Origin of the sequence: Mycobacterium lentiflavum (genome assembly GCF_022374895.2) — a bacterium.
GTDB classification, from domain to species: Bacteria; Actinomycetota; Actinomycetes; order Mycobacteriales; family Mycobacteriaceae; genus Mycobacterium; species Mycobacterium lentiflavum.
This window is the reverse complement of the sequence record NZ_CP092423.2, coordinates 2,024,444-2,041,070: the sequence shown is the minus strand read 5'-3', so window position 1 is coordinate 2,041,070 and position 16,627 is coordinate 2,024,444. Positions and strand designations below refer to the sequence as shown.

Annotated in this window: 19 protein-coding genes; 7 read left to right on the top strand and 12 right to left on the bottom strand. The window is 67.5% G+C overall.

Translation table 11 applies throughout. The annotated features are described in order from the left end of the window. The first annotated feature begins 21 nt into the window (after positions 1-21). Positions 22-696, top strand: coding sequence for a (2Fe-2S)-binding protein (locus MJO58_RS09750; protein ID WP_239722713.1), 675 nt, complete (start codon positions 22-24; stop codon positions 694-696). Between the two features lie 66 nt (positions 697-762). Here MJO58_RS09750 and MJO58_RS09745 read toward each other — a convergent pair whose 3' ends face one another. Then, entirely contained in the window at positions 763-957 is a 195-nt protein-coding gene (locus MJO58_RS09745) for a DUF3046 domain-containing protein (protein WP_420845332.1), read from the bottom strand. A 23-nt stretch (positions 958-980) separates the two neighbouring features. Further along, entirely contained in the window at positions 981-2,147 is a 1,167-nt protein-coding gene (locus MJO58_RS09740) for a glycosyltransferase (RefSeq protein ID WP_090601296.1), read from the bottom strand. 50 nt (positions 2,148-2,197) lie between these two features. Between MJO58_RS09740 and MJO58_RS09735 the strand changes: the two genes are divergently transcribed. Beyond that, on the top strand, positions 2,198-2,629 hold the full coding sequence (locus MJO58_RS09735; RefSeq protein ID WP_090601295.1) for a limonene-1,2-epoxide hydrolase: 432 nt from the start codon (positions 2,198-2,200) through the stop codon (positions 2,627-2,629). On the opposite strand, the gene pspM is transcribed toward MJO58_RS09735, so the two are convergent. From pspM to pgsA, 4 genes are all read right to left on the bottom strand, one after another. Beyond that, entirely contained in the window at positions 2,626-3,435 is an 810-nt protein-coding gene (gene pspM / locus MJO58_RS09730) for a phage shock envelope stress response protein PspM (RefSeq protein ID WP_090601294.1), read from the bottom strand. The two genes, MJO58_RS09735 and pspM, sit on opposite strands and share 4 nt — an antisense overlap. Positions 3,436-3,450: 15 nt before the next feature. Beyond that, positions 3,451-4,266, bottom strand: coding sequence for a phage shock protein PspA (gene pspA, locus MJO58_RS09725; protein ID WP_090601293.1), 816 nt, complete (start codon positions 4,264-4,266; stop codon positions 3,451-3,453). A gap of 102 nt (positions 4,267-4,368) precedes the next feature. Continuing rightward, positions 4,369-4,704, bottom strand: a complete 336-nt coding sequence (gene clgR, locus MJO58_RS09720) for a transcriptional regulator ClgR (RefSeq protein ID WP_090601292.1) — start codon at positions 4,702-4,704, stop codon at positions 4,369-4,371. A gap of 57 nt (positions 4,705-4,761) precedes the next feature. Beyond that, complete coding sequence (pgsA, locus tag MJO58_RS09715) at positions 4,762-5,352, bottom strand: CDP-diacylglycerol--glycerol-3-phosphate 3-phosphatidyltransferase (protein WP_239723211.1); 591 nt, start codon at positions 5,350-5,352, stop codon at positions 4,762-4,764. A 56-nt stretch (positions 5,353-5,408) separates the two neighbouring features. On the opposite strand from pgsA, the gene MJO58_RS09710 reads away from it, so the two are divergent. After that, positions 5,409-5,927 (top strand): amino-acid N-acetyltransferase, encoded by a 519-nt coding sequence (locus MJO58_RS09710; RefSeq protein WP_239722712.1) that lies wholly within the window; start codon positions 5,409-5,411, stop codon positions 5,925-5,927. 86 nt (positions 5,928-6,013) lie between these two features. Here the strand turns inward: MJO58_RS09710 and MJO58_RS09705 are convergent, their stop codons facing one another. Beyond that, positions 6,014-8,569, bottom strand: coding sequence for an FtsK/SpoIIIE family DNA translocase (locus MJO58_RS09705; protein ID WP_239722711.1), 2,556 nt, complete (start codon positions 8,567-8,569; stop codon positions 6,014-6,016). Between the two features lie 216 nt (positions 8,570-8,785). Between MJO58_RS09705 and MJO58_RS09700 the strand changes: the two genes are divergently transcribed. Genes MJO58_RS09700 through MJO58_RS09690 form a run of 3 tightly spaced genes read left to right on the top strand, consistent with a single transcriptional unit; the run spans position 8,786 to position 10,799 of the window. Further along, positions 8,786-9,100: a putative quinol monooxygenase gene (locus tag MJO58_RS09700; RefSeq protein WP_090601288.1), complete on the top strand. Its 315-nt coding sequence runs from the start codon at positions 8,786-8,788 to the stop codon at positions 9,098-9,100. Beyond that, entirely contained in the window at positions 9,097-9,921 is an 825-nt protein-coding gene (locus MJO58_RS09695; RefSeq protein ID WP_239722710.1) for a mycofactocin-coupled SDR family oxidoreductase, read from the top strand. The genes MJO58_RS09700 and MJO58_RS09695 overlap by 4 nt, the downstream gene beginning before the upstream one ends. 5 nt (positions 9,922-9,926) lie before the next feature. Next, positions 9,927-10,799 carry an SAM-dependent methyltransferase gene (locus MJO58_RS09690; RefSeq protein WP_090601286.1) on the top strand — a complete coding sequence of 291 codons (873 nt, stop codon included), beginning with the start codon at positions 9,927-9,929 and terminating at the stop codon, positions 10,797-10,799. Positions 10,800-10,814: 15 nt separating this feature from the next. On the opposite strand, the gene MJO58_RS09685 is transcribed toward MJO58_RS09690, so the two are convergent. Then, a complete protein-coding gene (locus MJO58_RS09685; RefSeq protein WP_239722709.1) occupies positions 10,815-11,129 on the bottom strand; it encodes an ESX-1 secretion-associated protein in 315 nt (104 codons plus the stop codon). 47 nt (positions 11,130-11,176) lie between these two features. After that, positions 11,177-12,541 (bottom strand): EspA/EspE family type VII secretion system effector, encoded by a 1,365-nt coding sequence (locus MJO58_RS09680; protein ID WP_239722708.1) that lies wholly within the window; start codon positions 12,539-12,541, stop codon positions 11,177-11,179. Between the two features lie 266 nt (positions 12,542-12,807). Between MJO58_RS09680 and MJO58_RS09675 the strand changes: the two genes are divergently transcribed. Beyond that, complete coding sequence (locus MJO58_RS09675) at positions 12,808-13,155, top strand: YbaB/EbfC family nucleoid-associated protein (protein WP_239722707.1); 348 nt, start codon at positions 12,808-12,810, stop codon at positions 13,153-13,155. 53 nt (positions 13,156-13,208) lie between these two features. Here the strand turns inward: MJO58_RS09675 and MJO58_RS09670 are convergent, their stop codons facing one another. From MJO58_RS09670 to thyX, 3 genes are read right to left on the bottom strand one after another with little or no spacing between them, the layout of a single operon-like run. After that, positions 13,209-14,885 (bottom strand): ribonuclease J, encoded by a 1,677-nt coding sequence (locus tag MJO58_RS09670; protein ID WP_239722706.1) that lies wholly within the window; start codon positions 14,883-14,885, stop codon positions 13,209-13,211. 19 nt (positions 14,886-14,904) lie between these two features. Beyond that, positions 14,905-15,807 carry a 4-hydroxy-tetrahydrodipicolinate synthase gene (gene dapA / locus MJO58_RS09665; RefSeq protein ID WP_090601281.1) on the bottom strand — a complete coding sequence of 301 codons (903 nt, stop codon included), beginning with the start codon at positions 15,805-15,807 and terminating at the stop codon, positions 14,905-14,907. A gap of 49 nt (positions 15,808-15,856) precedes the next feature. Continuing rightward, the gene (thyX, locus tag MJO58_RS09660; RefSeq protein WP_090601280.1) at positions 15,857-16,621 is read right to left on the bottom strand and encodes an FAD-dependent thymidylate synthase; all 765 of its coding nucleotides are present in this window, start codon (positions 16,619-16,621) and stop codon (positions 15,857-15,859) included. Positions 16,622-16,627: the final 6 nt, after the last annotated feature.

Sequence of the window (16,627 nt, the reverse complement as noted above, 5' to 3'; positions counted from 1 at the left end):
AGAGAGGCTGGTTTCGCACGCATGGATATCTCCGGCGAGCTTGCCGAAATATCCTCCTACAAAGGGTTTTTCGCACTGACCGTGGGCGGCCGGGCGCAAGGATGGCACCCGGTCCGGCAGGACTACGCCAACGGCTTTGCGGGTTTGATCGACACCACCGCCCAGCGCTACCACACGACGGACCTGCGGATCGGCGCCTCCCTGGTCCACCTCGGCCACGCCACCCGGCTGTGGTCACCGGCGCTGGCCTGCGCGTTGGCCCACGGCGTCGTCCCGGACCTGCAACACCTGGAACGTGCCGACGACGGAGCGCAGCTGCGCCTACCCGAGCCCATCGGAGAGCCGGTCGAGGACATCGCGGCCGACTTGTATCGCCTTGTGGTGCAACACCATATGCAGCCGGTTGCGGCCGGCTTGCGGGTCAAACTGGCGCCCGCCCTGCTGGCGGGCAACATCGCGTCCGCACTCGTCGGCGCGTCGCGGGCGCTGCTCGCGGCCCGACCGGACCTGCGGGCACGAATCGTCGAGGTCACCATGTCCCTGCTCGACACCGGCGTGCTCTCCAGATCCGGTGCCATCACCGGCTCACACCTGGGCTTCAAGCGCGACAGCTGCTGCCTGTTCTATCGCCTGCCCGGGCGATCGGTCTGCGGTGACTGCGTGTTTCGCCAGGCACCGCGCTCGACCCGGCGTTGAGGGTGCGCTGGCGACGGCCAGTGTGCGCCCAGGGCGCCGTAGCCGCACACTCGACGGGAAGAAAGCTCACCACTGTTCGCGCGGGACGTCGAAGTCGGCGCATAACGCCCGCCAGACGTCGCGGGGTTCGATGCCGTCCTCGATCGCCTGAGCGGCGGTCCGGCCGCCGAAACCGGGCAGCACGTGATCTACCAGTACCGATGCGCCGTAGGCGGCGCCGAATCGCAGCACTACCCGCTCGTTGAACTCCGTCAGCCGCACGCCAGCCAACATACCGAGCCCGGCTATTTCGCGAGCGCCAGCGCTTGGTGGCACACCCGAACAGGGTCGGCGACGCGATGGATGCCGGACGCGGCGGTGCGCGCGGCCTCCCGGTAGCGCGGCGTCGACAACACGTCGTTGACCGCCTCCACCAGCGCATCGGCGGTCAGCGGCCGGATCAGCCGCGCACTCCCCTGCCGCCTCACCCGGTTGGCGATCTCCCACTGATCGCCGCCGCCGGGAACCACCACCAGCGGCACCCCGGCCAGCAACGTCTTGGCCACCATGCCGTGGCCGCCGCCGCAGATCACCAGGTCGGCATGTGAGAGCAGTTCGTCCTGTCGGCCCAGCCCGACGACCGCCCACGGCGGCACCGTTAGATCCGGTCCGTCCAACCGCGACACCAGCAGGCGCGAGCCCGCCGGCAACGTCTCCCCCGGCGTCAGGCATCCCAGCGCGACTTCGGCCAGACCCTCGGTCCCGATCAAAGCGGTCGACGGCGCGATCACGATCACCGGCCCGGAGCCGGCCGGCACCTCGAGGATGCGATCGGTCGGCTCGAAGTGCAGCGGCCCCACGACGACGGCCTCGGCCGGCCAGTCCGGGCGGGACACCTCGAGTGCGGGCAGCGTGGCGATCAGCCGACGTAGCGGCCCGGGGTCGCGCGCCGGTAGGCCGATCTCGGCCCGGGAGCACTCGCGCTGCTGCAGACCCGCGCGCACCGACCGCGCCGTCAGCGCCCGCATCGTGGCGTCGCGCAGCCGGCCGCGAATGCCGGTGCCCGGCGCCAGCCCGCTACCGATCGGCGGCAACCCCTTCGACGGCAGGTACAGCGGATGCGGGTCCAGCTCGATCCACGGGATCCCCAGCAGCTCGGCTGCCATGCCGCCACCGGCGGTGATGACGTCGGATACCACCAGGTCGGGCGCCAGGTCGCGCAGCGCCGCAACATTGAGCACCGCCATTCGGGCCGCGCGCCGGTGGATTCGGGCCCCGGCGTCGACGTCTTCGTCGGTCGCGGCCAGCCCGTCGAGCGCGAGCGCCTCGATGCCGACGTCGCGGGCGGCCTGCAGCCATTCCTCGCCCGTGAACAGGGTGGGCTCGTCGCCCGCGTCCCGGAAGCGCTGACACAACGCGATCGCGGGAAACGAGTGCCCGGGATCCGGCCCGGCGACCACGGCGACTCGCACCGCCTTACCCTGCCACAGCGCCCAACGGGGGCGCGCCTACGCTGGCACCCATGACCGAGCTGACTGGAACAGCCGTCGCGAACACGCGCACGGTCGAGACTTTTCTGAACGCCCTGATGGACGCGGACTTCGATACCGCGGATGCCTCACTGGACGACAACCTCGTCTACGAAAACGTCGGATTGCCGACGATCCACGGCCGTGCCCGAGCCATGAAGCTGTTCCGCCGGATGGACGGTCGCGCGGGTTTCGAGGTGAAGATTCACCGCATTGCCGCCGACGGCGCCGCGGTGCTCACCGAGCGCAGCGATGCGCTGATCTTGGGCCCGCTGCGCATGCAGTTCTGGGTGTGTGGCGTGTTCGAGGTCCACAACGGGCGAATCACGTTGTGGCGGGACTACTTTGACTTCTTCGACATGACCAAGGCGTTGCTGCGCGCAGTGGCGGCGCTGGCATTGCCGTCGCTCAAAGCGTCGTTCTAACGGCGCGGCAACCCGCCGAGTTCGTCGAACGCCTGGGCCCAGCCGGTCAGGCGATCGGTAGCCTCGACCAGCTCGGCACGGTAGCGCTGGTGCGCATCCGCTAATCCATCACCGTTCGCCGAGGAAACCAATTGCGCTGCGGCGGTGACCATTTCGTTGTACTGCCGGACGCCGGCGCCGAGCTGCGCGGTGAACGCGTTGATGCTGGGCACCAAATACGCGCGCGACGATTCCGAGTTGTGCGCCGCGCGCTCCATCGACACCACCTCCGCGGCGGTCGACGCCATCGCCGCCGAAGTCCTGTTCGCCGCCGCGGTCAACTCGCTGATCTCGCCCGCCGGCAACATGGCGCCTCGCTCGATGACACCCAACAGCGAGAAGAACCCGCGCTCGGAGGCGCCCAGCGCATACATCGCGGGTCGGGCAGCGGAGCCGGGCGGCGGCAGCCGGCGGGCGTTGGCGGGCCGACTGGCCGGCAGCGGCTCGGCCTTGAGCCAGTGATAACGGAAGAACAGCAGCGTCGCTGGAATCGTCTCGAGCACCGCGATCCCGCCGGTGATCTGCAACAGCAACACGAACCAGCCCCACCACGCCAGCACGGCGGTGACCAAACCCCAGAACACGCTGCCCACCGTGAAGATCCAGGCCCACCGCAGCGCCCGACGGCGGCGGCGCAGCAGTCGCGCTCGCGGGTCGGCGGCCGCGCTGATCTTCTGGGCGACGAAGCCGGTCAGGTCGGCGGCGGTGTCCAGCCCCTGCTGCAGCAGGGTGCGCCAAAGCCCGCGCTGCGTTGCGTTCACCGCCATGTCACACCGGCCGGGCTACTGGCCAAAGGGTTTTTCGGCGATTTGTCCCTCGGCCGGGGTGGCGGGCGTGGCTCCGGGAGCCGCGGCGGTTCCACCCGTCGGCAGGGCCTCGCCCCGCATCGACGCGCGAATTTGCTCGAGCCGCGAGTGACCCGCCATCTCGACGCTGGCCTGCTGGACCTCGAGCATGCGGCCCTGCACCGAATTCTGGGCGAGCTCCGCTGAGCCGACCGCGTTGGCGTAGCGCCGTTCGATCTTGTCGCGCACCTCATCGAGGCTCGGGGTGTTGCCCGGCGCGGCGATCTCGCTCATCGACCGCAGCGACGCACTGACCTGCTCCTGCATCTTCGCCTGCTCGAGCTGGCTGAGCAGCTTGGTGCGCTCGGCGATCTTCTGCTGCAACACCATGGCGTTGCGTTCGACCGCCTTCTTGGCCTGCGCCGCCGCGCCCAGGGCCTGGTCGTGCAACGTCTTGAGGTCTTCGACACCCTGCTCGGCGGTGACGAGTTGAGCCGCGAACGCCTCGGCGGCGTTGGTGTACTCGGCGGCCTTGGCGGCGTCTCCGCCGGCGGTGGCCTGGTCGGCCAGTGTCAGCGCCTGGCGCACGTTGACTTGCAGTTTCTCGATGTCGGCCAGCTGCCGGTTGAGGCGCATCTCCAGCTGACGCTGGTTGCCGATCACCTGCGCGGCCTGTTGGGTCAGCGCCTGATGGGTGCGCTGGGCTTCCTCGATGGCCTGCTGAATCTGGATCTTGGGGTCGGCGTGCTCGTCAATTTTCGCGTTGAACAGCGCCATGACGTATTTCCACGCTTTGACGAACGGATTGGCCATCAGTTAGCTCCACCTTCGCTTCTGTGTGCCGGAGGCCCCCTGCTGAGCCCCGGCGATCACCCTGCCGCTCAATTTAACGGGTTGGCGCCGTTCGCCCCACCCTCAGGCCACCGCGAACGACGCGACCTGCGGAATGACGACCTTCGTGGTGGCGTCGATGGTCGACGTCGTGGCCTCGGCCGTCTGCGCGGCCGCCGCGCGTTCCTCGTCCGCCATCCGCTCACCGGCGTCGGTGAGCACCGTCGAGAGCGGGACGTCCAGCGCGTCACAGATGGCGTTCAGCAGCTCGCTGGAGGCCTCCTTGCGGCCACGCTCCACCTCGGAGAGATACCCGAGGCTCACCCGCGCCGTGTCCGATACCTCGCGCAGCGTTCGTCCCTGTGTCGTTCGGGCCAGGCGCAGCACCTCGCCAATGACCTCGCGCACCAATGGCGACATCCTGCTCTCCTTCGTCCGGCAAAGCTGCTTCTTCAGGTCAACGCCACCAGCTGCCGTCTAGGTTCCCGTCCGCCGTACTTCCTTGACGGTCGACGCCACATAGTCGATCCCGGTGACGACGGTCAACACCACCGCGGCACCCATCACCACCGACGCGGCCACCAGGAATCCCCCGGACAGCGGCAGCACGAACAAGCCGATCGCCACCGCCTGGACGAAAGTCTTGAGCTTGCCGCCCCAGCTGGCCGGAATGACGCCGCGGCGAATCACGGCCAGCCGCAACAGCGTCACGCCGATCTCGCGGACCAGGATCAGCACGGTCACCCACCAGGGCAGGTCGCCCAGCATCGACAGTCCGACCAGGGCCGACCCGATCAGCATCTTGTCGGCGATCGGATCGACGAACGCACCGAATTCGGTCGCCATGCCGTAGTTACGGGCCAGCAGGCCGTCCAGCCGGTCGGTGATACACGCCACCGCGAACACGACGAAAGCCACGATCCGCGCGACGGTTTCGTGGCCGCCGCCGGCGAACAAAGCCAGCAGGAAGATCGGCACCAGTACCAGCCGCACCAGCGTCAGGACATTGGCCAGGTTGGCGATGCTGACGGGTCCCGCCACCGGTCCTGTCTGCGGCGGCCCCGACACCGCATCAGAATAACCGTTGACCAGCACAACCGCCCCCGATGTCAATACTGTTACCCGTGACCGAACGTTCTCGGGATGACCAGCAAGTGGTCGTCCGGCGCGCGCGAACCTCCGACGTTCCCACGATCAAGCACCTCGTCGACACCTATGCGGGCAAGATCCTGCTGGAAAAGGCCCTGGTGACGCTGTACGAGGCCGTCCAGGAGTTCTGGGTGGCCGAGCTGGACGGCAAGGTGGTCGGCTGCGGGGCGCTGCACGTGTTCTGGTCGGACCTCGGCGAGATCCGCACCGTCGCGGTCGACCCCGCCGCGACGGGCCATGGCGTCGGCCATGCGATCGTCACGTGCCTGCTCGACGTCGCGCGCGAGCTGCAGCTGGAACGGATCTTCGTGCTGACCTTCGAAACCGAATTCTTCGGCAAGCACGGCTTCATCGAGATCGAGGGCACGCCGGTCACCGCCGAGGTTTTCGAGGAGATGTGCCGTTCCTACGACATCGGTGTCGCCGAGTTCCTGGACCTGAGCTACGTCAAGCCCAACATCCTGGGCAACACCCGGATGCTGCTGCTGCTCTAACCGTCCTCGTCGCCGCGAGCGTGCACTGGCTGCGAGTTGTGGGCTGATTTCTCGCAGCCAGTGCACGTTCGGCGTTATTCGCCGTCTTACTCGTCTGGGAGGTCGCCGCCGTCGGCGTTCGCTGATCCAGCCCCGGAGCCCCGGATCAGCGCCAGCGTCCCGGCCAGCTCGTCGGGCTTGACCAGCACCTCGCGCGCCTTGGATCCCTCGCTGGGCCCGACGATGCCGCGGGTCTCCATCAGATCCATCAGCCGGCCGGCCTTGGCGAAGCCGACGCGCAGTTTGCGCTGCAGCATCGAGGTGGAGCCGAACTGGCTGGACACCACCAGCTCGACGGCCTGCAGGAAGACGTCCATGTCGTCTCCGATGTCGGGGTCGACATCGGTGCGTTCGGCGGTCGGCTTGGCGGTGGTGACGCCGTCGGTGTATTCGGGTTCGGCCTGGTCCTTGCAGGCGCTGACGACGGCGTGGATCTCGTCGTCGGTGATGTAGGCGCCCTGCAGCCGGACGGTCTTGTTGGCGCCCATTGGCAGGAACAGGGCGTCGCCCATGCCGATCAGCTTCTCCGCACCCTGCTGATCCAGGATCACCCGGCTGTCGGTCAGCGACGACGTCGCGAACGCCAGCCGCGAGGGCACATTGGTCTTGATCAGCCCGGTGACGACATCGACGGACGGGCGCTGGGTGGCCAGCACCAGGTGGATGCCGGCGGCGCGGGCCTTCTGGGTGATCCGCACGATGGCGTCCTCGACGTCGCGGGGCGCGGTCATCATCAGGTCGGCCAGCTCGTCGACGATCGCGACCACATACGGGTACGGCCGGTACTCGCGCTGGCTGCCCAGCGGCGCGGTGATGGCGCCGGATCGCACCTTGGCGTTGAAGTCGTCGATGTGGCGCACCCGCGACGCCTGCATGTCCTGGTAGCGCTGCTCCATCTCCTCGACCAGCCAGGCCAGCGCGGCGGCCGCCTTCTTGGGCTGCGTGATGATCGGCGTGATCAGGTGTGGAATGCCCTCATACGGCGTCAGTTCCACCATCTTCGGGTCGATCAGGATCATCCTGACCTCCTCCGGCGTGGCGCGGGTCAGCAACGACACCAGCATCGAGTTGACGAAGCTGGATTTACCGGAACCGGTGGAGCCGGCCACCAACAGGTGCGGCATCTTGGCCAAGTTGGCCGAGATCATCTCGCCCTCGATGTCCTTGCCCAGTCCGATCACCAGCGGGTGGTGATCGCGGCGGGTCGACGGATCGGTGAGCACGTCAGCCAGCCGCACCATCTCGCGGTCGGTGTTGGGCACCTCGATGCCGACGGCGGACTTGCCGGGGATCGGGGCCAGCATCCGGACGCTCTCGGTGGCCACGGCGTAGGCGATGTTCTTCTGCAGCGCCGTGATCTTCTCGACCTTGACACCCGGTCCCAGCTCCACCTCGTAGCGGGTGACCGTGGGACCGCGGGTGCAGCCGGTGACGGCCGCATCGACCTTGAACTGGGTCAGCACCTCACCGATGGCCTCGGCCATCTGCGTGTTGGCCGCGCTGCGCTTCTTCGGCGGGTCACCGGCGACCAGCAGGTCCAGCGACGGCAGCGTGTACGGGCCTTCGACCACCCGGTCCACCACCGGGGTGTCCGGCTTCTTGGCGGCGCGACGGCGGGTCTTGGCTTCCCCGGCTTTCAAGGCGGGTTCTGGAACCGTCGGCGTTTCGTCCGGCAACGGGTCGTCGAGAACGACCGCGGGCTTGCCGGCCGACGGCCACACCTTCGGCTCCTCGTCGAGCGCGCCGTCGTCGTAGTAGCCGTCGGAAAAGTCTTCGCGCGCTTCGTCGTCGGCGGCATAGTCGTAGTCGTAGTCGTAGTCGTAGTCGTCCTCATCGGCGTACAGGTCGTCCACGAACGGGGTGCCGAACAGGGCCCGCATCATCTCGGGCAGCTCGCGCAAGGTGGTGCCGGTCAGCAACAGCAACCCGAACAGTGCGCCGATGAACAGCAGCGGCGCGGCGATCCAGGGCGTCAGCCCGTCGGCCAGCGGCCCGCCGATCGCAAAGCCGACGAATCCTGCTGCGCGACACCGCAATTCGGGATCGCCGGGCGAACCCGACCACAGGTGGCGCAGGCCGAGCAGCGAAAAGCTGATCATGGCAGCGCCCAGAATCAGCCGCGGCCGCGCCTCGGGGTTGGGCTGGGTGCGCATCAGCACAATCGCCACCACGCCGAGCACGGCCGGCAGCGCCAGGACGCCGGCTCCGATGAACGTGCGCAGCACCTGGTCGACCCACGCGCCGATCGGTCGCGCGGCGTCGAACCATGAACTCGCGGCGATCACGACGGCAAAGCCGAGCAGCACCAGCGCGATTCCGTCGCGTCGGTGTCCCGGATCGATGTCACGGGCGCGCCCGATCGACCGCGCCGCACCCCCGGTGCCCCGCGCCGCCATCAGCCAAGTGGCCCGCATCGCGCGCCCGCCGGTCACCCCGGCGGCAACGAGCAGCGACCGGTTGTGCCGCTTGGCCGGCCTGCGCACCTTCGTGGCAGCCTTCTTGCGGGCAGGTGCCGGTCGCGCACTTCGGGACCCGCTGGAGCGCGAAGTGGCCTTTGACCTGCTCGTTCGGGTTCCGGAGCGGGCAGCGGTCTTACTAGCCATGAGGTCTAGCCTAGTCGCATTCGCCCCATATTCACCATCTGCCACACGGGTCACAAAACTGTGTCAATTTGAGTCGCCGACGTGCCCCAGCACGCCGAAACGGCCGAAAACGACGCTGACCGCGGCCTGCAACCGGGTGGACGCAGGCCGACGCCCGGCACTGGCGCGTGAGTAGGGTGACAATCATCCCCTTCGTCATCCCGCAAGGAGCTCCGCATGCCCGTCGTCGTCGTCGCCACCTTGACCGTCAAGCCCGAGTCGGTTGACACCGTCCGCGACATCCTCAAGACCGCGGCCGAGGAGGTGCACTCGGAGCCGGGCTGCCAGCTGTATGCGGTGCACGAGTCGGGTGAGACCTTCGTCTTCGTCGAGCAGTGGGCCGATGAAGAGGCGCTGAAGGTACACAGCACCGCGCCGGCGGTGGGCAAGATGTTCACCGCGGCCGGAGAGCACCTCGCCGGCGCGCCCGACATCAAGATGCTGCAGCCGGTCCCCGCGGGCGACGCGGACAAGGGACAACTGCGGCGGTGACCGCCTGCGGCCCGCTGCAGGGAAAGGTCGCGCTGATCACCGGCGCGGCCCGCGGTCAGGGCCGCGCGCACGCGGTGCGACTGGCCAGCGACGGCGCCGACGTGATCGCCGTCGACCTGTGCGCGCAGATCGCGAGCGTCCGCTACCCGCTGGCCACGCCCGAGGACCTGGCGGCCACCGTCAAGCTCGTCGAAGACACCGGCGCCCGCATCGTCGCCAAACAAGCCGATGTGCGTGATCGCGAATCGCTGTCGGCCGCGGTGCAGGCCGGTATCGATGAGCTCGGCCGCCTCGACATCGTGGTGGCCAACGCCGGCATCGCGCCGATGCAATCCGGCGACGACGGCTGGCGCGACGTGATCGACGTCAACCTCACCGGCGTCTACCACACGATCAAGGCCGCGATACCGACCATGGTCGCCCAAGGCACCGGCGGGTCGATCGTGCTGATCAGCTCGAGTGCCGGCCTGGCCGGCGTCGGCAGTGCGGACGCCGGTTCGGTCGGCTACGCCGCCGCCAAACACGGGGTGGTGGGGTTGATGCGGATATACGCGAATCTGCTTGCCAAGGATATGATTCGGGTCAACTCGATTCACCCCTCCGGTGTGGAGACGCCGATGATCAACAACGAGTTCACCCGCGAATGGCTGGCCGAGATGGCCGCGGCGACCGACGCGCCCGCAGCGCTGGGTAACGCCATGCCGGTGGAGACGCTGGACGTCGAGGATATCGCCAACGCGGTGGCATGGCTGGTGTCCGACCAGGCGCGCTACATCACTGGCGTCACCTTGCCCGTCGACGCGGGCTTTTTGAACAAGTAGCTGACATGGCACGAAACCCCGCTGCGCAGACCGCTTTCGGCCCCGTGGTGCTGGCCGCCGTCGAGCAGAACGAACCGGCCGGGCGTCGGCTGGTCGACGACGACCTCGCGGATCTATTCTTGCCGGCGCCGCTGCGCTGGCTGGTCGCGACCACCCGGGCCACGCCGATCCGCCGCCTGATGATTCGCGCATCGGAATTCAGCGGCCCCGGCCTGTGGGCAAACCTGGCCTGCCGCAAGCGTTTCATCGCTGACAAGATCACCGAGTCGCTCGACGACATCAACGCGGTGGTCGTCCTCGGCGCCGGGCTGGACACCCGCGCCTACCTGCTGAACCGGCGGGTCCGAATGCCTGTTTTCGAAGTGGACCTGCCGGTCAACATCGCCCGCAAGGCCAAGACGCTGCGGCGGGTTCTGGGCGGTCCGCCCCTCTCGGTTCGATTGGTGGCCTTGGATTTTGAGCGCGATGACCTGCTCACCGCCCTGGCTGAGCACGGCTATCGCACCGACTACCGGGCCTTTTTCGTCTGCGAAGGCGTCACGCAGTACCTCACCGAAGAGGGCGTGCGCCGAACGCTCGACGGACTGCGCGCCGCCGCGTCGGGCAGCCGGCTGGTGTTCACCTACGTCCGCCGCGACTTCATCGACGGGACGAATCGCTACGGCACCCGCACGTTGTATCGGACCGTGCGCCAGCGCAAAAAACTTTGGCATTTCGGCCTGCAGCCCGACGAGGTCGCCGACTTCATCGCCGAATACGGCTGGCGGCTGGTCGAGCAGGCCGGACCCGACGAACTGGTCGCGCGTTACGTCGCACCCACCGGCCGCAAACTCAAAGCGTCACAACTGGAATGGTCGGCCTACGCCGAGAAGGTCTAACGCGTTTCGACGTGATCAGCGATCCAGGAGCTGTCGGTCGATACTCTTGCCCGCTTCGTCGTCGGCGTTTCCGTAAACGGCCTTCGCGGTGCGCAGCTTGCCGGCAAGCCCGGTCGACGCCTTGCTCATCGCGTCGGCCGTCTTCTTCCGCGCGGCAACGGCTTTGGTGAAGGCAACGTTGGACGCCCCGCTGACGACACCGTGGGTGACCCACACGGCTACTTCTACATTGGAGCCCGCAGACCCCGCGGTGGTGGCCTGGGTAGCCGCTTGGTCTTGCTTGGTCGCCAGTTTGTCGAGGTGCTCTGGGGTGACGGCTAGATCAGTCATGGTTACTTCTCCTTGAATCCTGCTGAATCACGTTGGTCCGCAACGAATCACGCGCTGCGCTGAGACGAGCTTGGCTGATCCGCTGGTGCGGTGGCCCCCGGTGTCGCCCCGATCGGTGCGCGCTCGGTTCCCTGTGCCGCCCGACTCGTGCCCGCACCCTCGTCGGTGTGGACCTCGTTGGCGGGTACCGCGGCGTCTTCCTGCGGGTCCGGCTGGGCAAGTTGGCGCACCTGCGCCTTGGCCTGGTTGACCAGGCTTTCGGGCTGCGCCACCCGGCCGGACAGGTTGGTGCCGGACATTGCGGCGGCCTGAACCAGCGTGGGCATGGTGCCCGTGGGCGCGGACGCAGGCGCGTAAGCGGGCGCTGCCGGTGCCGCGGGCGCTGCCGGTGCCGCGGGCGCGGGGGGTGCAGCCGGTGCCGCGACGTCACCCGGCACGCGTTGCTGCGCGCGATCGGCGGCCGGCGGCGCGACTGCCGGCGCGCCGGCAGTCACGGACGGCCCGGACAGACCGGCCGAGATGGCCTCGAAGCTCGACACGGCGGAGTTGGACTGGCCGGCGACGGTCACCGTCGCCCGAGCGACAGAATCGTTTTGAACGATCCCTGCGACCAGGGCCGCGTAGCTGTCGGCCAGCGCATCCGCCTTTTTGCCGTTCTCGATCGAATAGCCGAGCAAAGTGCCCAGGAAGCTCACGGCGGCCGAAATTCCCAAACTCGCAACCGTGATCGCGAAGATTTTCGCCACGGCGGGACCGGCTGGCGCCGGCACCGCCACCGTGAGAATCAGCTCGATGATCAGGGCCGTGGTGAGGAGACCGTTCAATATGCTGAAAGCCAATTGCATATGGGTGACCCACTCGCCCTGGTTTTTCACCAGGGCCGCCAGCTGGCTGTCCAGCTCGGCCATTTGCTGCGCCGCACTCTGCAGCGCCGCGTCCAGGTCGGCATAGGCTTGCGACGCGTCGCCCACCCAACCGCTGTCGGGCAGCGCGGACTGCAGCTGCCCGGCGAGCGAAGTGAATTGCTGCGAACCGGTCTGCAGGGCAGCGCCGTCATAAGGCGTTCCGAATCCGGTCGTCAGCTGCAAAAGCTGGACGGTGGTGATGGTCCAGGAGATGATGCTGACCGCCTTGCCGAAGTCGTTCACTCCCTTTTCTCCACCCATTCGAGCGATCGTGTCGAACTTGGCACCTGTAGACAGGGACTTGAAGTTCTGAGCGATCACCCTGCCGCCGATGGCGGCCCCGAAGGACCCCAGGTCGGCAGCGGTATTGGTCGCCGTGGCCGCATAGCCCTCAGCGCCCGGCGTAGAGCCGCTCCAGCCACTGAAATCGAGGCCCAGGCCGGCGCCTTGCTGACCCAGGTTGGCCAGGCTGGTGATGCACCTGGCGGCAGAAGCAAAGATAGACATCGGAGATTCCCTTCATTCGAACGGCAACGTTGCACCTAGGCAACAGTTGCACATACGAAACGTAACACGGCTCCTGACGCCGCCCCCGCACCAATTTTTTGACGCCACCAACGGCATATGAAAATTGGATCCACTCAAAAAACGCTGTCGAAACAGATGCATTCGCAACGGATAATTCGCTTTAAACTTGACGAGATACTGGATCGAAATACGTCACCAGTTCAGTCCCCAAAAATACGGTTCCTGACAAGGGAAGGACGGCACTGATGACCGCCCAAATGCACCCGCAGGTCGCTGAGGCGTTGCGGCAAGCACAGCAATTTCAGTCGATCATCGACGACCATATCCATCGAACGAACACCGATGCCTACACGGTCACCGACGAGACCGAAACCGTCGAAGTGACCGTGGACGGGCACCTGGTATTGACCGACCTCACCATCGAGCCGGGCCTGCTCAGGCTGGGCGCCGAGGCGGTCGAGCAGCGCATCAACGACGCACTGCGCAGAGCAGAGGCCGCCGCGACCGCGGCCGGCGACGCCGACGACGAGCGCCTGGTCGCGTCACTCGCCGAAGTCACCGGGTCGCTCAATAGCTTATTGGGCTTGGCCTGAAAGTCGCTGAAAACGGAATAGTACTGCGGCAGTGTATCTTTCGCGTAACCGCGTCACACTTCGATGACCGTCGGCACGATCATCGGCTGGCGGCGATAGGTTTCGCCCACCCACTTGCCGACGGTGCGCCGTACGCCTTGCGCGATCCGGATCGGGTCGGTGACGTTGTCGGCGACCAGCGCTTCGAGCTCTTCGGCGACTTTGCGCACCGCCGGCTCGAGCGCCTTGGGATCCTCGGAGAACCCGCGCGAGTGCAAGTGCGGCGTCGCCACCGGCCGTCCGGTGCCGCGGGTTACCACCACGGTCACCGCGACGAAGCCTTCGGACAGAATCAGCCGCTCGCCCAGGGTGATGTCGCCGACGTCGCCGGTGATCAGCCCGTCGACGAACATCTTGCCGACCGGTACCGCTCCGGCGATCGATGCCCTGCCGCCGACCAGGTCGACGCTGACGCCGTTCTCCGCCAACAGGATTGACTCCTCCGGAACCCCGGTGGAGGCGGCCAGCTTGGCGTTGGCGCGCAACATGCGCCAGGTGCCGTGCACCGGCATCACATTGCGCGACCGCACCCCGTTGTAGAGGAAGAGCAGTTCGCCCGCGTAGGCGTGGCCCGAAACATGCACTCGGGCTTGGGCATTGGTGACCACTCGGGCGCCGACCTTGGCCAGCGCGTCGATCACGCCGTAGACGGCCTCCTCGTTGCCCGGGATCAACGACGACGACAGCACGACCAGGTCCCCCGCGGTCAGCGTGATACTGCGATGCTCGCCGCGCGACATCCGGGACAACGCCGCCATCGGCTCGCCCTGAGTTCCGGTGGTGATCAGCACCACCCGCTCGGGCGCCATCATCTCTGCCGCCCCGATGTCGATCAGGTCGGAGTCGTTGACCCGCAGGAAGCCCAGGTCGCGGGCGATGCTCATGTTGCGCACCATCGAGCGTCCGACGAACGACACTCGCCGGCCCAAAGCCACTGCGGCATCGATGATTTGCTGTACCCGGTCGACGTTGGAGGCAAAGCATGCCACGATCACCCGGCCTTCGGCGCCCCGGATCAGCCGGTGCAGCGTCGGGCCCACCTCGCTCTCCGACGGCCCGACGCCGGGGATCTCGGAGTTGGTCGAGTCACACAGGAACAGATCCACACCGGCGCCGCCGAGCCGCGACATGCCGGGCAGGTCGGTGGGCCGACCGTCCAGCGGTAGTTGGTCGAGCTTGATATCGCCGGTGTGCAAAACGGTTCCCGCGCCGGTGTACACCGCGATGGCCAGCGCGTCCGGGATGGAGTGATTCACCGCGAAGTATTCGCACTCGAACACGCCGTGGCGGCTGCTCTGGCCCTCTTTGACTTCGACGAACACCGGCTTGATTCGGTGCTCGCGGCACTTCGCGGCAACCATCGCCAGGGTGAACTTGGAGCCGACGACCGGGATGTCGGGCCGCAGCCGCAGCAGGAATGGGATTGCGCCGATGTGGTCCTCGTGCGCATGCGTCAGGACCAGCGCCTCGATGTCGTCGAGCCGGTCTTCGATGTGGCGCAGATCGGGCAGGATCAGGTCGACACCGGGCTCGTCGTGGGTGGGAAACATCACGCCACAGTCGATGATCAGCAGCCGGCCCAGATGCTCGAAAACCGTCATATTGCGGCCTATTTCGCCGATGCCGCCGAGCGCAGTCACCCGCAACCCACCTGCGGTCAGCGGACCGGGCGGGCCGAGGTCGACATCCACTTTCAGACCACCCTTTGGGTCACCGCAGTACCGAGGCCGCGCGCATGTCGGCGGCCAGCGCGTCGATCTGCTCCGGCGTCGCCGGCACCTGCGGCAGCCGGGGATCGCCGACGTCAATGCCCTGCAGGCGCAGACCCGCCTTGGACAGCGTCACTCCGCCCAGGCGGCCCATCGCGTTGCACAGCGGCGCGACCGCGACGTTGATCTTGCGGGCGGTCGCGATGTCCCCGGAACCGAAGGCGGACAACAACTCCCGAAGCTGGCTCGGGGCGAGGTGAGAAATCACGCTGATGAAGCCCGTCGCACCCATCGCCAGCCAGGGCAGGTTGAGCGCGTCGTCTCCGGAGTAGTAGGCCAACCCGGTTTCGGCGATGATCTGGCCGCCGCTGTGCAGATCGGCCTTGGCGTCCTTGATCCCGACGATGTTCGGGTGCGACGCCAGGACGCGGATCGTGTCGGACTCGATCGGGACCACCGACCGCGGCGGGATGTCATACAGCAGCACCGGCAGTTCGGTGGCGTCGGCGACGGCGGTGAAGTGCGCGATCAGCCCGCGCTGCGGCGGCCGCGAGTAGTACGGCGTGACCACCAGCAGCCCGTGTGCGCCCTCGGCCGCGCTGGCCTTGGCCAGCTTGATGCTGTGCGCGGTGTCGTAGGTGCCCGCTCCGGCGATGACTCGCGCCCGATCGCCCACGGCTTCCAGGACCACGCGCAGCAGCTCGAGCTTCTCGTCGTCGGTGGTGGTCGGCGATTCACCAGTGGTTCCCGAGACGACCAGGCCGTCGCAACCGGCGTCCACCAGGTGGTGTGCCACGCGCGCCGCGGCGGCGGTGTCAAGCGAACCATCGGCGCCAAACGGCGTCACCATTGCGGTCAGCAAGGTTCCCAGACGCGCAGGGGCATCGAATCCGACAGAACTCACGGGTGCAAGATTACCTGTCGGTGCCAACCCGATTTCGCCGCCGCGCGGCTCAGGCTTCGGTCGCCAGCGGACTGGTCGCGACCTCGGTGCCATCGGCCAGGGTAGAGATCTCAAAATCGGCGAACACCGCCGGCGCGACGTCGACGAGCCGTCGCAGGCATTCGATGGCCAGCCGCCGGATCTCCACGTCGGCGTGCTCGCTGGCGCGCATCGCGACGAAGTGGCGCCAGGCCCGGTAGTTCCCGGTCACGACGATGCGGGTCTCGGTGGCGTTCGGCAGCACCGCGCGGGCCGCCTGGCGCGCTTGCTTGCGACGCAGCGCACTCATTTTTTCGGTCGGCTGACCCGCCGCGAACTTGGCCTCGAGCTTGGCCAGCAGTTCGGTGTAGGTGGCGCGGCTGGCGTCGGCGGCCGCGGCCAGGATCTCCCGCAGTTCGGGGTCGTCCGCCATGCCCGGCGGCACCACGATCTGCGACTGCACCTCAGGCACGTAGCGCTGCGAAAGCTGCGAGTAGGAGAAATGGCGGTGCCGGATCAGTTCGTGCGTGCACGACCGCGAGATGCCGGTGATGTAGAACGACACATTCGCGTGCTCGAGCACCGAAAAGTGGCCGACGTCGATGATGTGTTTGATGTAACCGGCGTTGGTGGCGGTCTTGGGGTTGGGTTTCGACCAGCTCTGGTAGCAGGCGCGCCCGGCGAACTCGACCAGCGCCGGGCCGCCGTCGGCGTCGGTGGTCCACGGCACGTCCGGTGGTGCCAAGAACTCGGTCTTGGCGATCAGTTGCACGCGCAGCGGCGCGGTCTCGGCCACGGCGCC